This window comes from Comamonas sp. A7-5 (assembly GCF_039581385.1).
GTDB lineage: Bacteria > Pseudomonadota > Gammaproteobacteria > Burkholderiales > Burkholderiaceae_C > Comamonas > Comamonas thiooxydans.
The window spans coordinates 384561-404743 of the sequence record NZ_JBCPWO010000002.1 but is presented as its reverse complement, the minus strand read 5'-3'; the positions used below and the strand labels follow the sequence as shown (position 1 = coordinate 404743).

General features: G+C 62.3%; 19 protein-coding genes and 1 tRNA gene. 15 read left to right on the top strand and 5 right to left on the bottom strand.

All coding sequences use genetic code 11. The annotated features are described in order from the left end of the window. Window positions 1-3: 3 nt before the first annotated feature. From creC to AAIL67_RS04785, 3 genes are all read left to right on the top strand, one after another. Window positions 4-1458, top strand: a complete 1455-nt coding sequence (gene creC, locus AAIL67_RS04795; RefSeq protein WP_343483479.1) for a two-component system sensor histidine kinase CreC — start codon at window positions 4-6, stop codon at window positions 1456-1458. A 107-nt stretch (window positions 1459-1565) separates the two neighbouring features. Next, the gene (creD, locus tag AAIL67_RS04790; RefSeq protein ID WP_045838415.1) at window positions 1566-2990 is read left to right on the top strand and encodes a cell envelope integrity protein CreD; all 1425 of its coding nucleotides are present in this window, start codon (window positions 1566-1568) and stop codon (window positions 2988-2990) included. Next, window positions 2987-3268 (top strand): hypothetical protein, encoded by a 282-nt coding sequence (locus AAIL67_RS04785; RefSeq protein WP_034389269.1) that lies wholly within the window; start codon window positions 2987-2989, stop codon window positions 3266-3268. Before creD ends, AAIL67_RS04785 begins: the two co-directional genes overlap by 4 nt. A gap of 63 nt (window positions 3269-3331) precedes the next feature. Here the strand turns inward: AAIL67_RS04785 and mutY are convergent, their stop codons facing one another. From mutY to mutM, 3 genes are all read right to left on the bottom strand, one after another. Beyond that, window positions 3332-4399 (bottom strand): A/G-specific adenine glycosylase, encoded by a 1068-nt coding sequence (mutY, locus tag AAIL67_RS04780; RefSeq protein ID WP_045838416.1) that lies wholly within the window; start codon window positions 4397-4399, stop codon window positions 3332-3334. A 4-nt stretch (window positions 4400-4403) separates the two neighbouring features. Next, entirely contained in the window at window positions 4404-6401 is a 1998-nt protein-coding gene (locus tag AAIL67_RS04775) for a dynamin family protein (protein WP_343483478.1), read from the bottom strand. A 267-nt stretch (window positions 6402-6668) separates the two neighbouring features. After that, window positions 6669-7508: a bifunctional DNA-formamidopyrimidine glycosylase/DNA-(apurinic or apyrimidinic site) lyase gene (gene mutM, locus AAIL67_RS04770; RefSeq protein ID WP_059439835.1), complete on the bottom strand. Its 840-nt coding sequence runs from the start codon at window positions 7506-7508 to the stop codon at window positions 6669-6671. Window positions 7509-7558: 50 nt separating this feature from the next. On the opposite strand from mutM, the gene AAIL67_RS04765 reads away from it, so the two are divergent. From AAIL67_RS04765 to pth, 7 genes are all read left to right on the top strand, one after another. Further along, entirely contained in the window at window positions 7559-9346 is a 1788-nt protein-coding gene (locus AAIL67_RS04765; RefSeq protein WP_059439834.1) for a tetratricopeptide repeat protein, read from the top strand. Next, entirely contained in the window at window positions 9343-9864 is a 522-nt protein-coding gene (locus AAIL67_RS04760) for a lipoprotein insertase outer membrane protein LolB (RefSeq protein ID WP_045838418.1), read from the top strand. Before AAIL67_RS04765 ends, AAIL67_RS04760 begins: the two co-directional genes overlap by 4 nt. A gap of 57 nt (window positions 9865-9921) precedes the next feature. After that, complete coding sequence (gene ispE, locus AAIL67_RS04755; RefSeq protein WP_224649876.1) at window positions 9922-10785, top strand: 4-(cytidine 5'-diphospho)-2-C-methyl-D-erythritol kinase; 864 nt, start codon at window positions 9922-9924, stop codon at window positions 10783-10785. A 30-nt stretch (window positions 10786-10815) separates the two neighbouring features. Further along, window positions 10816-10892 (top strand) — tRNA-Gln (locus AAIL67_RS04750). Window positions 10893-10936: 44 nt separating this feature from the next. Continuing rightward, complete coding sequence (locus tag AAIL67_RS04745; RefSeq protein ID WP_003066035.1) at window positions 10937-11896, top strand: ribose-phosphate pyrophosphokinase; 960 nt, start codon at window positions 10937-10939, stop codon at window positions 11894-11896. Window positions 11897-12052: 156 nt separating this feature from the next. After that, window positions 12053-12676 carry a 50S ribosomal protein L25/general stress protein Ctc gene (locus AAIL67_RS04740; RefSeq protein ID WP_034389256.1) on the top strand — a complete coding sequence of 208 codons (624 nt, stop codon included), beginning with the start codon at window positions 12053-12055 and terminating at the stop codon, window positions 12674-12676. Window positions 12677-12805: 129 nt separating this feature from the next. Further along, window positions 12806-13444, top strand: a complete 639-nt coding sequence (gene pth / locus AAIL67_RS04735) for an aminoacyl-tRNA hydrolase (RefSeq protein ID WP_034357598.1) — start codon at window positions 12806-12808, stop codon at window positions 13442-13444. Between the two features lie 80 nt (window positions 13445-13524). On the opposite strand, the gene AAIL67_RS04730 is transcribed toward pth, so the two are convergent. Then, the gene (locus AAIL67_RS04730; RefSeq protein WP_003073919.1) at window positions 13525-13785 is read right to left on the bottom strand and encodes a YfhL family 4Fe-4S dicluster ferredoxin; all 261 of its coding nucleotides are present in this window, start codon (window positions 13783-13785) and stop codon (window positions 13525-13527) included. A gap of 175 nt (window positions 13786-13960) precedes the next feature. Between AAIL67_RS04730 and AAIL67_RS04725 the strand changes: the two genes are divergently transcribed. The 5 genes from AAIL67_RS04725 to AAIL67_RS04705 all read left to right on the top strand — a co-directional run bounded on the left by AAIL67_RS04725 (window position 13961) and on the right by AAIL67_RS04705 (window position 19346). Next, window positions 13961-14923, top strand: a complete 963-nt coding sequence (locus AAIL67_RS04725) for an ABC transporter permease (protein ID WP_063661769.1) — start codon at window positions 13961-13963, stop codon at window positions 14921-14923. Continuing rightward, complete coding sequence (locus AAIL67_RS04720) at window positions 14920-15825, top strand: ABC transporter permease (protein ID WP_034409204.1); 906 nt, start codon at window positions 14920-14922, stop codon at window positions 15823-15825. The genes AAIL67_RS04725 and AAIL67_RS04720 overlap by 4 nt, the downstream gene beginning before the upstream one ends. 6 nt (window positions 15826-15831) lie before the next feature. Then, on the top strand, window positions 15832-16860 hold the full coding sequence (locus tag AAIL67_RS04715) for an ABC transporter ATP-binding protein (RefSeq protein ID WP_063661771.1): 1029 nt from the start codon (window positions 15832-15834) through the stop codon (window positions 16858-16860). Continuing rightward, the gene (locus AAIL67_RS04710; RefSeq protein WP_224649875.1) at window positions 16857-17687 is read left to right on the top strand and encodes an ATP-binding cassette domain-containing protein; all 831 of its coding nucleotides are present in this window, start codon (window positions 16857-16859) and stop codon (window positions 17685-17687) included. The genes AAIL67_RS04715 and AAIL67_RS04710 overlap by 4 nt, the downstream gene beginning before the upstream one ends. Window positions 17688-17858: 171 nt before the next feature. After that, the gene (locus AAIL67_RS04705; RefSeq protein ID WP_224649874.1) at window positions 17859-19346 is read left to right on the top strand and encodes an ABC transporter substrate-binding protein; all 1488 of its coding nucleotides are present in this window, start codon (window positions 17859-17861) and stop codon (window positions 19344-19346) included. 179 nt (window positions 19347-19525) lie between these two features. Here AAIL67_RS04705 and AAIL67_RS04700 read toward each other — a convergent pair whose 3' ends face one another. Then, window positions 19526-20173 carry a LysE family translocator gene (locus AAIL67_RS04700; RefSeq protein WP_224649872.1) on the bottom strand — a complete coding sequence of 216 codons (648 nt, stop codon included), beginning with the start codon at window positions 20171-20173 and terminating at the stop codon, window positions 19526-19528. Window positions 20174-20183 lie beyond the last annotated feature (10 nt).

The following is a 20183-nucleotide window of genomic DNA, read 5'->3' as shown; positions in this document are numbered from 1 at the left end:
GGTATGCGTCTGGGCCTGCGTCTCTTCTTCGCCTTCTTCCTGATCAACGGTCTGGCCGCCTTTTTCGTACTGCGCGTCTTCATGGTGGAGATCAAGCCCAGCGTGCGCAAGGTGACCGAGGACACGCTGGTGGAGACCGCCTATGCGCTTGCCACGCTGGCCAGTGCCGACATGGAAAAAGGCCGGCTGCAAGCCGGTGCGGACAGCACGTTTGCCGCTCAGCTGCTGGGCTACACACAAAAGCCGATACAGGCCTGGATCTGGGACACGCGCAAGACCACGCTGGATCTGCGCATCACCGTCACCGACGCCCGGGGCACGGTGCTGTTCGACTCCCTGGGCAGGGACCAGGGCGCCGACTACTCGCGCTGGCGCGATGTCTATCTGACGCTGCGCGGTGAATATGGCGCACGCACCACGCGAGCCGTCAAGGAGGACGAATCCAGCAGCGTCATGTATGTCTCCGCGCCCATCATGGTGGACGGCAGGATTGCCGGGGTGCTGACCACCTCCAAGCCTTCCAGCTCGGTACAGAAAATCGTCGACAGCGCGGAGCAGAAGATTCTGCGCGGCGGCCTGCTGTTTGTGCTGCTGTCCGCCGCCGTGGGCTGTGCGGTCACCTGGTGGTTTGTGCTTCACGTACGCCGGCTGCGCAACTATGCACAACAGGTGCAGGCCCCCACGCTCAACGAGTCTGCCCACCCCGCTCAGACCTCTGCCCCTGCTTCCATACCCGACATGCCCGGCGAGCTGGGCGAGCTGGCACAGGCCATGGACAATATGCGCAAGCGCCTGGAGGGGCGCGACTATATCGAGGGCTATGTGCGCGCCCTGACCCACGAACTCAAAAGCCCGGTTGCCGCCATACGCGGCGCGGGCGAGTTGCTGCAGGAAGAGCTGCCGCCCCAGGACCGGGCCATGTTTGCCGGACAGGTGGTGGACCAGAGCCTGCGTCTGCAGAATCTGATCGACCAGCTGCTCCAGCTCAGCCGCCTCGAGCAGCGCCAGCAACTGGACACCAGTCATGGCTGCAGCCTGATGGAATGTGCCCGGCAAGCCATGGCTGCGCTGCAAAGCCATGCCGAGCAACGCGGCATGGCCCTGCACCTGAGCGGTGTGGACAGCAGCGGCCCCTGGGAGGCCGGCCTGGTCACCCTGGCCATCAGCAATCTGCTGCAGAACGCCCTGGATTTCTCTGCAGAGAACAGCGTGATCGAGCTTGAGCTGGCCCCGCACCGCATCACCGTCAGCGATCAGGGTCCGGGCGTGGCCGAGCCCTTGCTGGCCCGCCTGGGCGAGCGCTTCTTCACGACCCCCAGACCTAACGGAGAGCGCAGCGGCACCGGGCTGGGCCTGTCCATTGTCACTCGCATCATGCATCTTCATGGCGGCAGCATGCAGGTCCGAAATCGCCACCCCGGCCTCGCCGTGACACTGGATTTTGCTCCCGGAAGCTGAGCAGCCAAGGCTTTCGAGCAGGACTTCACACCCGCTTCACAGACTTCATTGCGCCCACACAGTCGCTGCCGACACTGCGTCCTGAAACCCCTCATTCAGGAGCACGCATGAAAAACCGACTGCTGTTCAAGACAGTCTCACTGCTGATCGTTCTGGCCTTGCTCATGGCCGGCCTGTCCATGATTCAGGATGTGGTGAAAGACCGCATCCGCAACCGCGACTACGCCGTGCAAAGCGTGGTCTCCAGCCTGGCCGGCACGCAGACGCTGATCGGCCCGGCCCTGGTGCAGAACTGCACGGAAACCACCAGCACGACCAATGGCAAGAAAATCGAGTACAGCACCCGCGAATTCCAGCGCATGCTGCTGCCCGACACGCTCAACCACGATGCCAACGCCAAAATGGAAGAGCGCTCACGCGGCCTGCACCACATCAACACCTATGTGCTGCACGACCAGATCTCGGCCGGTTTTGCCAATGCCGCGCAGTATGCGGAGCTGCCCAAACCCAGCGAGCCCAACGCCGTGGTGCGCTGCAAGAAAGTCTTTGCGGCATTCGCGCTCAGCGACCCCCGCGGCATCCGCAGTGCGACGCTGCAGGCCAACGGCCAGGATCTGGCGGTCGAGTCCGGCACTCCGCTGGAGCGCTACGGCAAGGGCATCCAGGCGGAAATTGACTCCAGCCTGCTGAAAAAAGGCGAAGCCCTGAATCTGGAACTCAAGCTGCAGTTGCTGGGCACGGAGCAGCTCGCCTTCAGCCCCATCGCCACGGAAAGCAAGGTCACGCTGACGGCCGACTGGCCTCATCCCTCGTTTGGCGGCAGCTTTCTACCCAGCCGACGCGAAGTGACGGACAGCGGCTTCACCGCCAGCTGGGAGCTGTCCTCGCTGGCCACCTCTGCCAGCACGGCCTTTACCCGCCAGCAACGTCTTTGCAGCCCTGGCTACTGGGGCAGCTCGGAAACCTATGCCGCCTCTGCAGCCCGCGGCCATGACGACAGCGGCCCCTGCCTCGAAACCATGGACACGGAGTTCGTCAACCCCGTCAATGTCTACTCGCTGAGCGAGCGTGCCACCAAGTACGGCATTCTTTTTGTGATCCTGACCTTTGTCGCGGTCGGCCTGTTCGAAGTCATGAAAAAGCTGCGCGTTCACCCCGTGCAATACCTGCTGGTCGGCTCGGCCTTGTGCAGCTTCTTCCTGTTGCTGATCAGCCTGTCCGAACACCTGGGCTTTGCCACGGCCTATGCGATTGCGGCCAGCTCCTGCGTGGCTCTGCTGGCCTTCTATGCCAGCCATATTCTGGGCAGCATCAGACGCGGCCTGCCGTTCGCAATTGCCATCTCGGCCCTGTACGGCCTGCTGTATGTGCTGCTGCAGCTGGAGCAGACCGCTCTGGTCGTCGGCTCCATCGCCCTGTTCGGCGTGCTGGCCCTGGTCATGATCTGCACGCGTCATGTGGACTGGTACGCCTTTGGACGCAGCGAGAGCGAAGCGCCAAACAAGTCTTCGAAACAAGAGGAGGCCGCATGAACCAGTCACGACACACCCCGCAGGCTCAGGCCTTGCTGAACACTTCGTCGCGCCATCTGCTTGGCGAGCCTTGCCAGCTCAGCGTGCAGCAGTACCAGCAACTCTGGCTGAGCGCACAAAGCCAAGGCGACCGCAAGGCGCAGCAAGTCCTGCGCCAGCAGGTGGTGGCCGCGGGCCGGCAATTGCAGACACAGCGCGGCAACCCGCAGGCCAGGGTCCTGTGGCTGGCCTTGATGGGACTGCGCTGCTCCATGCTGATGCCCAGATTGCGCTTCTGAAATCTGCAGCCATCAAAAAAGGTGACGCCGCCCGTCACCTTTTTTCATTCATGCGGCAGGCGTTCAAGCCAGCTCGGCATCGAGCAGCTTGCGGATCGGGGCCGGCAGACCCAGCTCCGCCCAGGCCGCTGCATCCGCCCAGCAGGATTCATCAGCCTCTGAGACCAGGGCGGCATGCGCCTGATCGACGGGCACAAGAACCGGATGCAGGTGCAGATCCTTGTGGGTCAGCACATGCAGAAAGCCGGGAAGGTCCTGCCAGCTCCGGGTCCCGTCCTGAGGCCATGCGGCCTGCGCATGGCTTTGCAGTGCCGCATAGTCTTCAAAGACCGGCGGGCTGTAAAGCCCGGCCCAGATACCGGCTTGCGGACGCTTTTGCAACCATACGCGGCGCTGCGCGTCCACCGCCAGCAGCAGCCACCAGGACTCGGCGCTGCGCTTGATCTTGCGCGTGCGCACGGGATAGTTCTCCGGGTTGCCGGCGCGGGCCGCCCGGCATTCGGAGTGCAGAGGGCACACCAGGCAGGTGGGCTTGCGCGATGTGCAGACGCTGGCGCCCAGATCCATCATGCCCTGGGTGTAGCGCGGCATGGCTTCGTGCAGATTCTCGGTGGGACACAGTTGCTGGGCGTGTTCCCACAGCTGCTTTTCATTTCTGGACTGAGCCAGATCCGCATCGAACGCCAGCACCCTTGTGAGAACACGTCGCACATTGGCATCCAGAATCGGCACCCGCTCGGAAAAGCAGAACGATGAAATGGCACCGGCCGTGGAACGGCCAATGCCTGGCAAGGTCGCCAATTCTTCGGCTGTTTGCGGAAAAGCCCCGCCCCATTGCTCCATCACGGTCTGCGCGCATTTATGCAGATTGCGCGCGCGGCTGTAGTAGCCCAGGCCGCTCCACAGCGCCAGCACGGCATCCTGCGGTGCAGCCGCCAGGCTGGCCACATCCGGGAAAGCGTCCAGGAAGCGCTGGTAGTAGCCCAGCACGGTGCTGACCTGGGTCTGCTGCAGCATGATTTCAGACAGCCAGACGCGGTAAGGGTCACGAGTTTGCTGCCAGGGCAGATGATTGCGGCCATGGCTGGCCTGCCACTGCACTACGGCTGCGGCAATCGAAGGGAGAGTCAAGATTTCAAGCTACCAGGTTGATGTCCAACGGCATGGACGCGGCCTGCGGCCGCTCGGCCGCAATCGGATCCAGCAATTGCGCCGATGCGCTGATCAGCTGCGTCTGCAGCATGCCCAGGCGGGCTTGCGCATTTTCCATGTCTGCAATGCGCTCCTCCAGTTCAGTGGCTGCACCGCTGATCCGGTCCACAGCCTCCAGGCGGCGCGTGTAACTGCGTTTACGTTCGCGCAATTGTGCATCGACTGGTGCAGTCAGTGATTTGCTCCACATATCCACGTCGTTCGATGCCGCTTCAAACACCGTGCGCAGACGCAGCGCCAGAGCTTTGATCAGGCGCTGCGAAAAGTCGGCACTGCCGAGCCTGATGACACTGCTTAGCCCCAAATACTGGGTGTAACTGCCTTCGATGCTGCGCAAGTCGTCCTTGAGCTCGGACAGCACCAGCTGCGGCGGTGTCTGCAGGGAAAAGCCAAACTCCGCATTGAGCTCCTTGAACGAGGAACTCATCATTGCCTGGGTCTCATCGGCCTGGTCCTGCGCCTTTGCAGCCACGGCATGCAGGCGCTCGAAAGTCTGCTCATAGACCTTGCGCAGGCCAAGTTTGAGCCCACGCTGATCCAGCGCTTCTTTCAGCTCGGCCAATTCGGCCTTCAAAGTGCTCGAGCTCAGAAGCAGGAAAAGCTCCTTGAGCATGCGCATATGGATATTGCGCATGGCCTGGATGCGGCTGGCACTCTGGTCGAATTCCTTGTGCTCGGCCTCGATACGGGCACGCATGCTGGCAATCACCGTCGCATTCTTGCCGCGCAGGCCGCAGAGCTCGGCCAGCTGGTCGTCGAGATCGCCGCGGCGCATATTGATGACACGCTCCACCTGCGACTGCAGTTGTTGCACATTGGTGCGCACAGCAGCCTGCAGCACTTTCTGGCGCTGCCCCATGATGCCATTGGCCAGAAGGTCTTCAAAAGCGGGCAGGCCGCTGGCCTGAAGCAGGCTGTCGTTATGCCCCACCTTGGCGACCAGCCCCTTCTGGGCGGAGATGGGCAGCACGCGCTCCAGCGCCACCCCCAGCAACTGGGCCGAGTCCTGCTGCTGACGGCGCAACTGGGCCTGCACCTGCGCGCCAGAACTCAGACTGTCCCACAGCGTATCCACCTTGTTGAGCACCACCAGACGCGATGCTGCCAGAGCGTCATCGCCCCCCGCCTTGCCGGCTCCTGCCGGCAGCACATGGTCGCGCCAGATGGCAAGGTCGGACTTGGTCACGCCGGTATCGGCGCCCAGCACAAAGACCACAGCATGTGCCTGGGGTATCAGATTGACGGTCAGCTCCGGCTCGGCCCCCACGGCATTCAGACCAGGCGTGTCGAGAATCACCAGTCCCTGCTTGAGCAGAGGATGGGGCATATTGATCAAGGCATGACGCCACATCGGCACTTCGACCCAGCCGTCGGCATCGACCATGGGGTTGTCGGCAGCCTCGTCGTCATGCCAAAAGCCCCAGGCCCTGGCCTGATCGATGGAGACCTTGCGCACCTCCGCCACCTTGGCCAGCGTGTCGGATATCTGCTGCGCATCGGCGATATCCAGCGGCTGCTGCACCCAGGCGTCGGGACGCATGCGCCACTGGCCGAGGCTCTCCGGCGACTCTCTGGTATCAATGGGCAGCAGACGCAGACAAGGCGGCAGCTCCGGCTCCCAGCCCAGCTCCGCCGGACACATGGTGGTGCGGCCTGCACTGGCCGGCATCAGCCGGCGGCCGTAATGGGCAAAGAAGACAGCGTTGATCAGCTCGGATTTGCCGCGCGAGAACTCGGCCACGAAGGCAACCATGACCTTGTCGGTGCGCATCTGCTCTTCCAGTCTCTGCAAGCGCTCCTGCACCGAGGCGTCCAGCAGATCCTGGGCAATCAACCATTCACGCAGCTCCTGCAGTTGGGTGGCAAAGCCCCGTCGCCATGCGCCATACTGACCAAACTGCTCGTTGAATGAAGCTGACACATCTACCCCTCTTGTTTGTCTGAGTCGCCGGGTCAGCCAAGGCTGACCGCCTGATCAATATATAGCATTGCCCCTTGACAGCATCTACGGCTCTTCCAGAGGCTGGCCTGATATCTCCAGCCGCCAAGTATCTGCGCGCAACGGCGCAGAACAGCGCCAATGCCTGGGCACTGGCGACGCCTCTGAGGCATATCAAGCATCAAAATGAAATTGTGACGTCAAAACATGCCTGAACGCATACTCAAACTGCGGTATTAGCTATCAAATTCAGAGAGTTTTTGCGGCCTTCTGGCAGCGGGCGCAGTAATAGGTGCTGCGCTGCCCCTGGCGCATGAGCTGGATGGCGGCTCCGCAATGCGAGCAAGGCAGGCCATCGCGGCCATAAACCTGGGCCTCCAACTGAAAGTGCCCTTCCATGCCGTTGGCCGCGGAAAAATCGCGCAAGGTCGTGCCGCCTTTCTCCACCGCCAAGGCCAGCACGGTTCGAATGGCCTCATACAAAACCTTGACCTTGCGCCTGCCCACATCGCGCGCCGGTGTTGTCGGGTGAATCCGCGAGAGAAACAACACCTCGGAAGCATAGATATTGCCGACACCGACGACCACGCTGCCGCTGAGCAGCAGTTGCTTGATGGGCGAGCGACTGGCCGCCAGCCCGGCTTGAAAGGCGTCCAGCGTGAATCCGTCGCTCAGCGGCTCCATACCCAGATGGTCAAGCAGCTTGCGCGCCAGGGCATCGCCTTCATCCGGAACATAGATCACGGCTCCGAAGCGGCGCGGATCATGCAGACGCAGCAAGCCGCGCGATGTCTGCAGGTCGAAGTGATCATGCACTCCGCCAGTTCCCAGCGGCTCCTCGTCGCGGCCCACAAAGCGCAGACTGCCAGACATGCCCAGGTGCATGAGCAGTAGACCCTCGCTCAGGTCCAGCAGCAGATACTTGCCGCGTCTGCGCACGCCCAGCACGACCCTGCCGACCAATGCCTGCGGCAACAGCCCCAGAGGCCAGCGCAGGGGCTTTCCCAAGGTGGCTTTCTCAATCTGCGCACCCGCAATGCGGTCAGCAAAAGAGCGGCGCGTAACCTCGACTTCGGGCAACTCAGGCATGCAATCTCATCTTCGCCAAGTGTTCAACAAGCTTGGATTATTATGAGCCGATGGTTCATCCTCTACGTTTTCAGGGACTCGCCGTGGCCGCCGTTCTGGCCATGGGATCGGCAATCGCATCCGCCCAGACCGCTGACCCGCCATCCCAGCAGGACAAGATCGAGCAAAGCACCGATCTCGAACAGGCCGCGGAGCGTGAGAATGAGCAAGCGGCCCTCTCTGCCGAGCTGTTCTACGAAATCCTGGTGGGAGAGATGGCCGCTCAGGAAGGCGCCCTGACGGACGCCCAGGCCCTGATGATGGAGGCCGCGCGCAGCAGCAACAACGAAAAGCTCTATCGCCGCGCCACCGAACTTGCCATTCAGTCCCGTTCGGGCGACCGCGCACTGCGCAATGCCCGCGCCTGGCTGGAGGCCTACCCCGAATCACGCGATGCCAACCGCGCAGTGCTGCGCATTCTGGTGGTGATGAACCGCATTGCAGACTCGGCCAGCTATCTGCGTCGAGAGGTCGAGCTGACCCCTCAAGCCAATCGCAGCGCCACTTTTCTGGCCATCACCCAGCTCTACAACAATGCCTCGGACAAGCCTCTGGCCGCCGATGTGGTCGAGCAAGCGCTGGAAATCGATTTAAAGGACCCGAAGAACGGCCCCATGGCCTGGGCCGCCATAGGCCATATGCGCCTGATCGCCGGTCAGAAACCTGCCGCCCTGCAGGCGCTGCAGAACGGCGCCAAGCTGGGTCCTGAATCGGGTGCCGTCGCCTTGCTGGCCATGGAACTGCTGGAATCGGGTTCTGCCGAAGTGGAGCCGCTGGTCAAGCGCTATCTTGAAAAGAATCATTCGCCACAACTGCGCCTGACCTATGCCCGCGTGCTGCTGGGACAAAAACGCAACGCCGATGCCAAGACCCAGTTGCAGCTCATAACGCGCGAGGCGCCCGAATTTCCGGAAGCCTGGGTCATGCTCGCCAATTTGCAATTGCAGGATGGTGAGCTGGATGCTGCCGACGTTTCCCTGACACAGTTCAGCGCTCTGCTGCCCAAACTGCCTGAGGGTGTGGGTCGCGCTGCTGGCGAATCCCAGCTCTATCTGCTCAGGGCCGATCTGGCAGAGAAGCGTCAGCGCTACGACGAAGCCGACATCTATCTGCAGCGCATTCCCGATGCCGCCAACCTGCTCAGCGTGCAGGCCCGGCGCGCCGATCTGCTGGCTCGCCAGGGCAAGGTGAAGGAAGCTCGTGCCCTGATCCAGGCCATTCCGGCAAACGGCCCCAACCAGAAGCGCCTCAAGCAGATTGCCGAGGTGCAGCTGCTGCGCGATGCAGGCCTGAACAAGGAAGCCTATGCGCTGCAAGCTCAGCTGCTGAGCCAGGCACCCGATGATGTGGAGCTGGCCTACGACACCGCCTTGCTCGCGGAAAGAGCCGGAAACTTCAGCGAGATGGAGCGCCTGCTGCGCGACATCATCAAGCGCAAACCCGATTTCAAGCATGCGTACAACGCACTGGGATATTCCTACGCTGATCGCGGCATCAAGCTTGAAGAAGCGCAGACCTTGATCCAGACCGCTCTGGACATGCAGCCCGGCGATCCATTCATCACCGACAGTCTGGCCTGGGTGCATTTCCGCCGCGGCAATCTGGACGAAGCCGAAAAACTGCTGGAGCAGGCCTATGCCACGCGTCAGGATGCGGAAATTGCCGCCCACCTGGGGGAAGTTCTTTGGGCCCAAGGCAAGCAAGACCGCGCCCAACTCATCTGGCGCCAGGGCATGAAGGCAGACAGCAGCAATGACACTCTGCTGGAAACCCTCAAACGCCACAAAGTGACGCCATGAAGCGCAGGCCGACTTTCTTGAAAATTCTTCCAGCCCTCGGGCTGGCCCTGGGAGCGGCCATGCTCGGCGGCTGCGCCCAACCTGCACGGCAGCTGCAGCTCGATGTAGCGGCCAGCCACCACTGGTCCGGCCGCATGGCGCTGCAGGTCCAGGATGCCCAGCAGCAATCCTTCAGCGCTGGTTTCGAGCTGCAAGGTCAGCCCGAGAGCGGCACCTTGCTGGTCTTCAACCCGCTGGGATCCATCATGGCCCGCCTGCAATGGACGCGTGCCGGAGCCACCTTGCAGCAGGGCGATCAGATCACCCAGTCAGACTCCCTGCCTGAACTCATCACCCGCATGACCGGCAGCGAGATTCCCGTCGCCGCGCTGTTCGACTGGCTGCAAGGCAAGAACACGGCTGTGACCGGCTGGCAGACAGATCTTTCGCGCATCAGCGATGGCCGCCTGCGTGCCGACCGCATCAGCCCGCCACCCGAGGCCTCCTTGCGCATCGTTCTCGATCAGGACGCTCGCTGACTGGCCGGCAACCCGGTGCTATCGTTGCACCGTTTTTCTTACTGACACATACACGCCATGCACTCGCTTTATGACGTGCCGGCCCCGGCCAAGCTCAACCTTTTTTTGCACATTACCGGCCGCAGGCCTGACGGCTATCACCTGCTGGAATCCGTCTTCATGCTCATCGACTGGCATGATGTGCTGCATCTCGAGCGCACGGTCAGCAGCCAGATCAGCCGTGAAGACCTCAATGGCGTTGACCTGCCTGCCGATGATCTGATCACACGCGCGGCCCGCGCCCTGCAGCAAGCCACAGGCTGCACGCAAGGCGTGCGCATAGGGGTTGAAAAGCACCTGCCCGCCCAGGCCGGCATGGGGGGCGGCTCATCCGATGCGGCCAGCACGCTGATGGCGCTGAACCGCCTCTGGAATCTGAAGCTCTCGCGCCAGGAACTGCAAAGCATAGGCTTGAAGCTCGGCGCCGATGTCCCCTTTTTCCTCTGCGGTCACTCGGCCTGGGTCAGCGGCATCGGCGAAATCATCACCCCGCTGACAGGCCGCAATGCCTTGCCGGAGCAGCAGTTCCTGGTGGTCAAGCCCGAACAGGGCCTGGAAACGGGCAAGATTTTTTCCAGCGATCTCCTGAAACGCGACACAAAGCCTGCTATAGTTGCGGACTTCGCTGCGAATCACTTCGGCTTTGGCCGAAACGACCTGCAGCCGGTCGCTGAAGGCTTGCAGCCCGAGGTGATGAAAGTCAGAAGCTGGCTCGAATCACTCAAATTGCATGCTAGAATGACGGGCTCTGGAAGTGCGGTATTTGCACCGATAGCGCAAAGCATTGATCTGAGCTGTGCTCCTGGCACATGGCAGATCAAGGTTTGCAGAAATCTGGAAAAACACCCACTTAATAGCTGGATTCCAGAGAACAAGTTATAAGGCTGTTTGTCTTCGACAAAAGGCCTGTGTAGGGGAGTCGCCAAGTTGGTTAAGGCACCGGATTTTGATTCCGGCATGCGAAGGTTCGAATCCTTCTTCCCCTGCCAAACATCTTCTTGCGTCATAGCAACCCACAGCACTGGGACGCACAATGCATTCACATCACTCTGATTTCATGGTCTTCACAGGCAATGCCAATGCTGGCATGGCCGAAGAGATTGTTAAGCACCTCGGCACCTCTCTTGGTGCTGCTGACGTTGGCCGTTTCTCCGATGGAGAAGTCGCGGTCGAGATCAAGCAGAACGTTCGCGCCCGCGACGTTTTCGTGGTTCAGTCCACCTGCGCTCCGACCAACGACAACCTGATGGAGTTGCTGGTCATGGTCGATGCCCTCAAGCGTGCATCGGCCGAGCGCATCTGCGCCGTGATCCCTTATTTCGGCTATGCCCGCCAGGACCGCCGCCCCCGCTCCAGCCGCGTGCCCATCACCGCCAAGGTGGTGGCCAACATGCTGCAGGCCGTAGGTGTCGAGCGCGTGCTGACCATGGATCTGCACGCCGACCAGATCCAGGGCTTTTTCGACATCCCCGTGGACAACATCTACGCCACCCCCGTGCTGCTGGGTGACCTGCGCCAGAAGAACTACGAAGACCTGATCGTGGTCTCCCCCGACGTTGGCGGTGTGGTGCGTGCTCGCGCCCTGGCCAAGGAACTGGGTTGCGATCTGGCCATCATCGACAAGCGTCGCCCCAAGGCGAACGTGTCCGAAGTCATGCACGTGATCGGCGATATCGACGGCCGCAACTGCGTGATCATGGACGACATGATCGACACCGCCGGCACGCTGGTGAAGGCCGCCGAAGTGCTCAAGCAGCGCGGCGCCAAGAACGTGTACGCCTACTGCTCGCACCCCATCTTCTCGGGCCCGGCCCTGGAACGCATCGGCAACGGCAGCGCTCTGGACGAAGTGGTTGTGACCAACACCATTCCTCTGAGCCCCGCAGCCCAGCAGTGCGGCAAGATTCGCCAGCTGTCTGTGGCCGGCCTGTTTGCCGAGACAATTCACCGCATTTCCACAGGTGATTCGGTGAGCAGTCTGTTTACCGCTTAAAATCTCTGGTTTTTCGGCTTCGAGCCCAAGCAAACCTCCTTCGGGAGGTTTGACCGTTTCGAGGCCACCGCAAGAATCCACGGCCTTGCTGCAAGGTGCAGATTCTTTTATCAATCGGGCGAGACTGGTCGCGGTCCGCCCATCTAGGAGTTAGTTATGCAATTCGTCGCTACTGAGCGCGCCAAGCAAGGTACGGGTGCGAGCCGCCGTCTGCGTCTGTCGGGCAAGACCCCCGGTATCGTTTACGGTGCTGGTGAAGCCCAACTGATCGAAATCGATCACAACGCCCTGTGGCACGCTGTGCACAAGGAAGCTTTCCACTCCAGCATCCTGGACATGGAAATCAACGGTCAAGTGACCAAGGTCGTGCTGCGCGACGTGCAGTTCCACCCCTACAAGAAGCTGGTGCAACACATCGACTTCCAGCGCGTGGACGGCAACACCAAGCTGCACATGAACGTGCCCCTGCACTTCGAAGGCGTTGCTGAATCCCCCGCCGTGAAGGTCGAGAACTGCACCGTGACTCCTCTGATGCACGAGCTGCAAGTGATCTGCGAACCCGCAAACCTGCCCGAGTTCATCAAGGTGGACCTGAGCGCTCTGACTTCCAAGTCCGTGCTGGGCCTGCAAGCTCTGAAGCTGCCCAATGGCGTGAAGGCTGTGGTGCGTGGCGCCAACAAGAACCCTTCGCTGATCTCGATCAAGCTGCCCGAAGTGGCTCCTGCCGAAGGCGCCGCACCTGCTCCCGCAGCTGCTCCCGCCAAGAAGGGCAAGAAGTAATTCTTGTGACTTCGGTACGGCGCCTGCCGCTGTACTCCAAGAAAAGGCCCACCTCGGTGGGCTTTTTCTTTGGCCCATGCACAACAGCCCCTGTCCTCCCAGCCTTGCTGGCAAGAAGATAATCGAGCAATGATCAAACTGTTTGTCGGCCTCGGCAATCCTGGCCCTGAATATGAAGACACCCGGCACAATGCCGGCTTCTGGTGGATTGATGCGCTGGCGCGCGAACTCAAGGTCAACCTGGTTCCAGAACGCAGCTACTGGGGATTGATGGCACGCACCAGCATCCACGGCCAGAGCATCTGGCTGCTGGAGCCGCAGACCTTCATGAATCTCTCGGGCAAGTCGGTCGGCACACTGGCCCGCTTCTTCAAGATTCAGCCCGAGGAAATCCTGGTCGTGCATGACGAGCTGGACTTCGAGCCCGGCGTGGTCAAGCTCAAGCTCGGCGGCAGCCATGGCGGCCACAACGGCTTGCGCGATATCCATGCCCAGCTCGGCTCGCCCAATTACTGGCGTCTGCGCGTGGGGATCGGTCACCCCGGCCACAAGGGCGAGGTCGCCAACTGGGTGCTCAAAAAGCCGGCCCCCGACCAGCTCAAGCTGATCGAAGACGCCATCGCACATTCGCTCAAGGCCTGGCCCGATATGGTGGCCGGCCAGATGGACAAGGCGACTCTCGCGATTCACACCACCAAGGCACCCCGCCCCAAGCCGCCCCGCAAGCCTGCGCCCGATGCCGCCCAGCCTGCAGCTGGCGAGGCCTGAACCCGAGGCAGAATGAAAAATAGCTCCTGAATAAGGAGCTATTTGCGCTTGATATACAAGTAATTCAGGCTAAAAAAGCCTTAACTTTCTTTCTTAGCCTGCGTAAGCTGCTCATATTTTTTGAACAGAACCTCACGGCTTTCGATGTACTCCGGATTCACCGGTATGCAGGCCACAGGGCAAATCTGCACGCACTGGGGCTCGTCAAAGTGGCCCACGCACTCGGTGCACTTGTGCGGATCGATTTCGTAGAACTCCTCACCCATATAGATGGCATCGTTGGGGCACTCGGGCTCGCACACATCACAGTTGATGCATTCATCGGTAATCATCAATGCCATGTGCCAGCTCCTGTGCAGTTCTCGGTATCGGCCCACATTATCCCAAGCTCCCCAAGACATGGCAGCACCCGGGACAAAGCCGCCCCCTCTCGGACGCGGCACAATTGCCGCTATGCTGCGCAGCACGCAAACACCGCGTCTGAGCCCACTTCACGATGAAACAACGCCCCACGCCATGAGCATCTTCTTGCTCAAACGCCTGCTCACGCTGATCGCCACATTGATCGGTGCCTCCATCGTGGTTTTTGCCGTGCTGGAAGTCCTGCCCGGCGATGCAGCCCAGATGCTCATGGGCCCCGATGCCGAGCCCGAGGCCGTGACGGCCATGGCTCAGCAACTGGGCCTGGACCAGCCCGCGCTGACACGCTACTGGCAGTGGATAGCCGGCTTGCTGCACGGCGACATGGGCGACAGCTACGTCTATGGCTCGCCCGTGACCGAGCTGGTCTGGGAACGCCTTGCGGTCACCGTGCCGCTGGCCGTCATGGCCATGTGCATCACCGCCGTGCTGGCCATTGCTGCGGGAGTGTTTGCGGCCGCCAACCACAAACGCTGGGGCGATGTGGGCCTCATGGGCCTGGCCCAGATCGGCATTGCCATCCCCAACTTCTGGTTTGCGATTCTTTTGATCCTGCTGTTCTCGGTGAAGCTGCAATGGTTCTCGGCCGGCGGCTTTCCGGGCTGGAGCGAGGAGGCCGGCGGCGGCTTCTGGCCTGCGCTGCAGGCACTGCTGCTGCCTGCCGTTGCGCTGGCCGTGGTGCAGGCCGCCATCCTGGCACGCATCACCCGCTCTGCGGTGCTGGAGGTGCTGCGCGAGGACTTTGTGCGCACGGCCCGCGCCAAGGGGCTTTCACGCGGCGCGGCGCTCTGGCGTCATGTGCTGCGCAACGCCATGATTCCCGTCGTCACCGTCATGGGCCTGCAGTTCGCCAATCTGCTGGCAGGCACCATCGTGGTGGAGAACGTGTTCTATCTGCCGGGCCTGGGCCGACTGATCTTTCAATCCATTTCCAACCGAGATGTGATCGTGGTGCGCAACTGCGTGCTGCTGCTGGCCGCCATGGTGGTGGTGGTGAATTTTGTCGTCGACGTGCTTTATGCCGCCATCGACCCCCGCATCAAGGCCAGCGATATATGAGCAGGCAGACCGATACCCGCGCCAGCGTGAGCGACTACCCGACACGCGCCTTCACGCGCACACAGCCCCAAAGCTTTGGCCGACGCGCCTTGCAGCACCGCAGCTTTGTGCTCGGCGCCCTGCTCACGACCTTGCTGGTTGCCGCCGCGCTGCTGTCTTTTGCCTGGACCCCCGGCTCGGCCTATGAAGTGGATATGGACGCAGCCCTGCAGGCCAGCAGCAGCCAGCACTGGCTGGGCACCGATGCCTTCGGGCGCGATATTGCCTCGCAGATTCTGGTCGGCGCACGTGCATCGATTGCCGTGGGCCTGATCGCCGTGGGCATAGGTCTGACGCTGGGCGTGGTGCTGGGCCTGGTCGCCGCTGCACGCCGTGGCTGGGTGGAGGAAATCATCATGCGGCTGGCGGACTTCACCTTCGCCTTTCCAGCCCTGCTCTCGGCCATCATGCTCACGGCCGTGTTTGGAGCCGGCATGGTCAATGCCATCATTGCCATCGGCATCTTCAACATCCCCACCTTTGCGCGCATCACCCGCGCCTCGGCCAACGCCATCTGGGCGCGCGACTACGTGCTGGCCGCGCGCGCCTGCGGCAAAAGCCGCAGTGCCATCACTTTGCAGCACGTGCTGCCCAATATTGCTGCCGTGCTGGTCGTGCAGGCCACCATTCAGTTTGCGCTGGCCATTCTGGCTGAAGCCGCTCTATCCTATCTGGGCCTGGGCACGCAGCCTCCCCAGCCATCCTGGGGGCGCATGCTCAGCGAAGCCCAGACCCTGATGTTCCAGGCTCCGCTGCTGGCCGTCTGGCCCGGCCTGGCAATCGCCTTGTCGGTGCTGGGTCTGAACCTGCTGGGCGACGGTCTGCGCGACCTGCTGGACCCTCGACTGACACGCGAGCGTTGAATCACCATGGCTTTGCTTGAAGTCTCCAACCTCACCATCAATTTGCAGACCCATCGCGGCCGGGCCCAGGCCGTGCGCGATGTGAGCTTTACGCTGGAGCGCGGTGCCACACTGGGCCTGATCGGCGAATCGGGCTGCGGCAAATCGCTGACGGCATTGGCGCTGATGGGCCTGCTGCCCGAGCACGCGCAAGTGGACGGCAGCATCCAGCTGGACGGCCAGGAACTGCTGTGCCTGAGCGAGCGCCAGCTCTGCGCCCTGCGTGGCAACCGCATGGCCATGGTGTTTCAGGAACCCATGAGCGCCCTCAACCCGGTGCACAGCATCGGCCGCCAGGTGGCAGAGCCGCTGCGGCTCCATCTGGGAATGAGCCGCGCCCAGGCCCGCGCCCGCGCCACCGAGCTGCTGGAGAGGGTGGGCATCGCGCAGGCTGCGCAGCGGCTCGATGAATATCCGCACCAGTTCTCCGGCGGCCAGCGCCAGCGCATCATGATTGCCATGGCTCTGGCCTGCGGTCCCGATCTGCTGGTGGCCGACGAGCCCACCACAGCCCTGGATGTGACGGTTCAGCAGCGCATTCTGGATCTGCTGCAGGAGCTGGTGGCCGAGCATTCCATGGCACTGGTACTCATCAGCCATGACCTGGGCGTGATTGCCCAGAATGCGGAGCAGCTGCTGGTCATGTATGGCGGCACCGTGGTCGAATCCGGCATGACGGAAGCGGTGTTCGCCAGGCGCGCCCACCCCTATACGCGCGGCCTGTTTGCTGCACGCCCGCAACTCCACGCCGCAGAAGGTACAGCCCATCTGCCCACCATTGCCGGAGCCGTGCCAGAGCTCGTGGACCTGCCCGCAGGCTGCCCGTTTGCGGGCCGCTGCGCCCATACTCAGGACGAGTGCTATGTGGAGCGCCCCCAGCCTCGCACGCTGCATCAGCCCAGCATGGCGGCACCGGCCTCTCTCGCTTCCTGGCGCCAGCCCCATGTGGCACGCTGCCTGTATGAACGAGTGCTGACGGCAGGAGCAAGGACATGAGCAAGCCGGCCGAAACTTCTGAAACAGGAACCAGCGGCGCAATCTTGCTGAGGGTTAGCGGCCTGAAACGCGCATATTCACGCCCCCGCACATCGCTGTGGCACAAGCCCGAGCCGCTGCAGGCGCTGCGCGGCGTGAGCTTCGAGCTGCAGGGCGGACAAAGCCTGGGCGTGGTCGGCGAATCGGGCTCCGGCAAGTCCACGCTGGCGCGTCTGGTCATGGCGCTGGACCGCCCCAGCGAAGGCAGGGTGGAACTGCTGGGCCGCAATCTGCACCTGCTGTCCGAACAGGAACTGCGCGCCGCGCGGCGCGACTTCCAGATGGTGTTTCAGGACCCCTATGGGTCGCTGGACCCGCGCATGACAGTGGAAGCCATCGTCAGCGAGCCTTTGGGAACGACTCCTGAGAAGCTCAGTCGCCCTGCCAGGCGCCAGCAGGTGCTGAGCGTGCTTGACCAGGTCGGTCTGCGCGCGCAGGACGCCGACAAATATCCGCACGAGTTCTCTGGCGGCCAACGCCAGCGCATTGCCATTGCCCGCGCTCTGATTACCCGCCCCCGCCTGATCGTGGCCGACGAACCGGTCAGCGCGCTCGATGTCTCGGTGCAGGCCCAGGTGCTCAATCTCATGCAGGACTTGCAACGCGAGCTGGGCCTGTCCTATCTGTTCATCAGCCATGACCTGGCCGTGGTCCAGCATGTCTGCGATCAGGTCATCGTGCTCCATCAGGGTGAAGTGGTGGAGCGCGGCACACCGCGCAAGCTGTTCTCCGCTCCCGAGCACCCCTATACCCAGGCCTTGGTCAAGGCCGCACCGCGAGTCATCTGAACCGGGCCGGCAAACAGTTGTTCACACTCGCAGCAGCGATATGCCAGCGACCACAGCAAAGACTGCTCCGGCTGGTGTAAAAACGCATATGAAACAAGTCCGCTCCCCGCGATGACTTGCAGCGCTTTTGATGGCCCCATGCGGCCAGCCCCCCCATCGGAGACTTTGTTGATGCTCAATCGCCGCTCCTTGCTGGCCAGCTCTGCTGCCAGCTTGCCCTTGTTCGCTGCCTGGCCTGCCATGGCCCAGGCCAAGAAAGACAGCGTCACGCTGGCCATGACGCTGGAGCCGCCAGGACTGGACCCCACGGCCGGGGCTGCTTCCTCGATTGCCGAAGTCGTGCTCTACAACGTGTTTGAGACACTGACCAAGATCAACTCCGACGGCAGCGTCTCGCCTCTGCTGGCCGAGAGCTGGGAAGTCTCGTCCGATCTCAAGACCTATACCTTTCGCCTGCGCAAGGATGTGAAGTTCCAGAACGGCGAGCCCTTCAACGCTGCCGCCGTCAAGTTCTCGTTCGACCGCGCGGCCGCCGACAAAAGCACCAACAAGGACAAGCGCACCTTTGCCAATCTGAGCACCAAGGTCGCCGACGAGCATACGGTGGTACTGACCAACCAGGAGATCGATCCCGACTTTCTGTTCATGATGGGTCAGGCCACGTCCATCATCGTCGAGCCCAAGAGCGCCACCACCAACGCCAGCAAGCCCGTAGGCACCGGCCCCTACAAGCTGGCGGCCTGGGCCAAGGGTGCATCGGTCACACTGACCGCCTGGCCCGGCTATCGCTCGGCACAGAGCATTCGCATCAAGCGCGCCGTGTTCCGCTTCATTCCCGACCCTGCGGCACAGGTTGCAGCCCTGCTGGCGGGCGATGTCGATGCCTTCCCGCGCGTCTCGCCGCGCAGCGTGCCTCAGTTCAAGGCCAATGCCCGCTTTCAGGTGGTGGTGAGCAACTCGCGCGCCAAGACCATTCTGGCCATCAACAATGCGCGAAAGCCGCTCAGCGATATTCGCGTGCGCCGTGCCATTGCCGCCGCCATCGATCGCAAGGCCGTGATTGCCGGTGCCGCCGACGGCTATGGCGTGCCCATCGGCAGCTACTATGTGCCCACGGCCTTTGGCTATGTGGACACCACAGGTGTCAACCCCTTTGACCTGGAAAAGGCCAAGGCTCTGATGGCTGAAGCCGGCATCAAGACCCCGCTGACGCTGACCATGACGCTGCCGCCAGCGCCCTATGCGCGCCAAGGCGGTGAGCTGATTGCAGCCCAGCTGGCCAAGATCGGTATCCAGCTCAAGCTGCAGAATGTGGAATGGGCGCAGTGGCTGTCGGGCACCTACACCAACAAGAACTACGACCTGACCATCATTTCGCATGTGGAGCCGTTTGATCTGGGCAACTTTGCCAAGCCCGATTACTACTGGGGCTACCAGTCCCAGGAATTCAACGAGCTTTTCGACAAGATCAAGCACACACCGCGCCCCGCCGACCGCGCACGCCTGCTTGGCGATGCCCAGCGCCTGCTGGCGCATGATTCGGTGCACGGCTTTCTCTACACCCCGCAGTGGGTGACCGTGGCAAACAAGAAACTGCGCGGGCTGTGGAAGGACATGCCGGTGTTTGTCAATGACTTGTCGTCCTTGTCCTGGGGATAAGAACGACAAGCTCCCCCTGAGGCGCTACGCGCCTTCCCTCAGCCGGGCGCCTCTTTCCATGTGCTTCGCACTATGGGAGGGGGACGGAGGGGGACGACAGCCTCGCTGCGGTGCGGCCGGCACAGGCCCTTGCTCGCTGCCCCTTTGCTGGGGCGCGTCAGTTTTAAAAGTGTTTGCCTCTAGCGTTGCACCATCACAAGACGAAGTGCGAGCGCGCCGAAAACGGTCGCAGCGATGCGGTTCAGCCAGCGCTGGGCGCGTACGGAGCGCTGCAGGATCTGGCCAAAGAGCCCCGAGAAACAGGCGATAGAGCCAAAGACCAGCCAAGCTGCTGCCATGAAGACGCTGCCCAGCACCATGATCTGCAGCGCGACGCTGCCGCGTGCCGGGTCGGTGAACTGGGGCAAGAAGGCCAGAAAGAAGATCAACACCTTGGGGTTGGTCAGGTTCATGACCACGCCTCTGCCCACCCAGCCCATGGCGGAGCGCAGAGTCAGCACATCGCGCTGCTCCTGCGCCTTGGCACTTTCTTCGACGCTGACCGGCGCATGCCATGCGCCCCAGGCCAGATAGGCCAGATAGGCGGCGCCGCAGAGCTTGAGCGCCGTGAACAGCATGGGCGACGTCGCCACCACGGCCGCCAGTCCCAGCGCCACGGCGGCCGTGTGTCCGACAATGCCCAGACACAGGCCCAGCACCACGCACAACCCCACGCGCCAGCCGCGCTGGGCCGACTGTACCAGCACAAACAGGTTGTCGGGGCCGGGGCTCAGGCCCAGCAGCAGGGCCACGCCAAAGAATGTGATCAGGACTTCCCAGGTCGGCATTTTCAGATCT

Bases quoted from the DNA above. Each gene is read 5' to 3' on its own strand.
- AAIL67_RS04745 (WP_003066035.1), top strand. From the start codon at position 10,937: ATGCATTCACATCACTCTGATTTCATGGTCTTCACAGGCAATGCCAAT.
- AAIL67_RS04715 (WP_063661771.1), top strand. From the start codon at position 15,832: ATGGCTTTGCTTGAAGTCTCCAACCTCACCATCAATTTGCAGACCCAT.
- AAIL67_RS04700 (WP_224649872.1), bottom strand. From the start codon at position 20,173: ATGCCGACCTGGGAAGTCCTGATCACATTCTTTGGCGTGGCCCTGCTG.
- AAIL67_RS04760 (WP_045838418.1), top strand. From the start codon at position 9,343: ATGAAGCGCAGGCCGACTTTCTTGAAAATTCTTCCAGCCCTCGGGCTG.
- pth (WP_034357598.1), top strand. From the start codon at position 12,806: ATGATCAAACTGTTTGTCGGCCTCGGCAATCCTGGCCCTGAATATGAA.
- AAIL67_RS04785 (WP_034389269.1), top strand. From the start codon at position 2,987: ATGAACCAGTCACGACACACCCCGCAGGCTCAGGCCTTGCTGAACACT.
- AAIL67_RS04730 (WP_003073919.1), bottom strand. From the start codon at position 13,785: ATGGCATTGATGATTACCGATGAATGCATCAACTGTGATGTGTGCGAG.
- mutM (WP_059439835.1), bottom strand. From the start codon at position 7,508: ATGCCTGAGTTGCCCGAAGTCGAGGTTACGCGCCGCTCTTTTGCTGAC.
- creC (WP_343483479.1), top strand. From the start codon at position 4: ATGCGTCTGGGCCTGCGTCTCTTCTTCGCCTTCTTCCTGATCAACGGT.
- AAIL67_RS04710 (WP_224649875.1), top strand. From the start codon at position 16,857: ATGAGCAAGCCGGCCGAAACTTCTGAAACAGGAACCAGCGGCGCAATC.
- AAIL67_RS04705 (WP_224649874.1), top strand. From the start codon at position 17,859: ATGCTCAATCGCCGCTCCTTGCTGGCCAGCTCTGCTGCCAGCTTGCCC.
- AAIL67_RS04725 (WP_063661769.1), top strand. From the start codon at position 13,961: ATGAGCATCTTCTTGCTCAAACGCCTGCTCACGCTGATCGCCACATTG.
- AAIL67_RS04765 (WP_059439834.1), top strand. From the start codon at position 7,559: ATGGTTCATCCTCTACGTTTTCAGGGACTCGCCGTGGCCGCCGTTCTG.
- ispE (WP_224649876.1), top strand. From the start codon at position 9,922: ATGCACTCGCTTTATGACGTGCCGGCCCCGGCCAAGCTCAACCTTTTT.
- creD (WP_045838415.1), top strand. From the start codon at position 1,566: ATGAAAAACCGACTGCTGTTCAAGACAGTCTCACTGCTGATCGTTCTG.
- AAIL67_RS04740 (WP_034389256.1), top strand. From the start codon at position 12,053: ATGCAATTCGTCGCTACTGAGCGCGCCAAGCAAGGTACGGGTGCGAGC.
- AAIL67_RS04720 (WP_034409204.1), top strand. From the start codon at position 14,920: ATGAGCAGGCAGACCGATACCCGCGCCAGCGTGAGCGACTACCCGACA.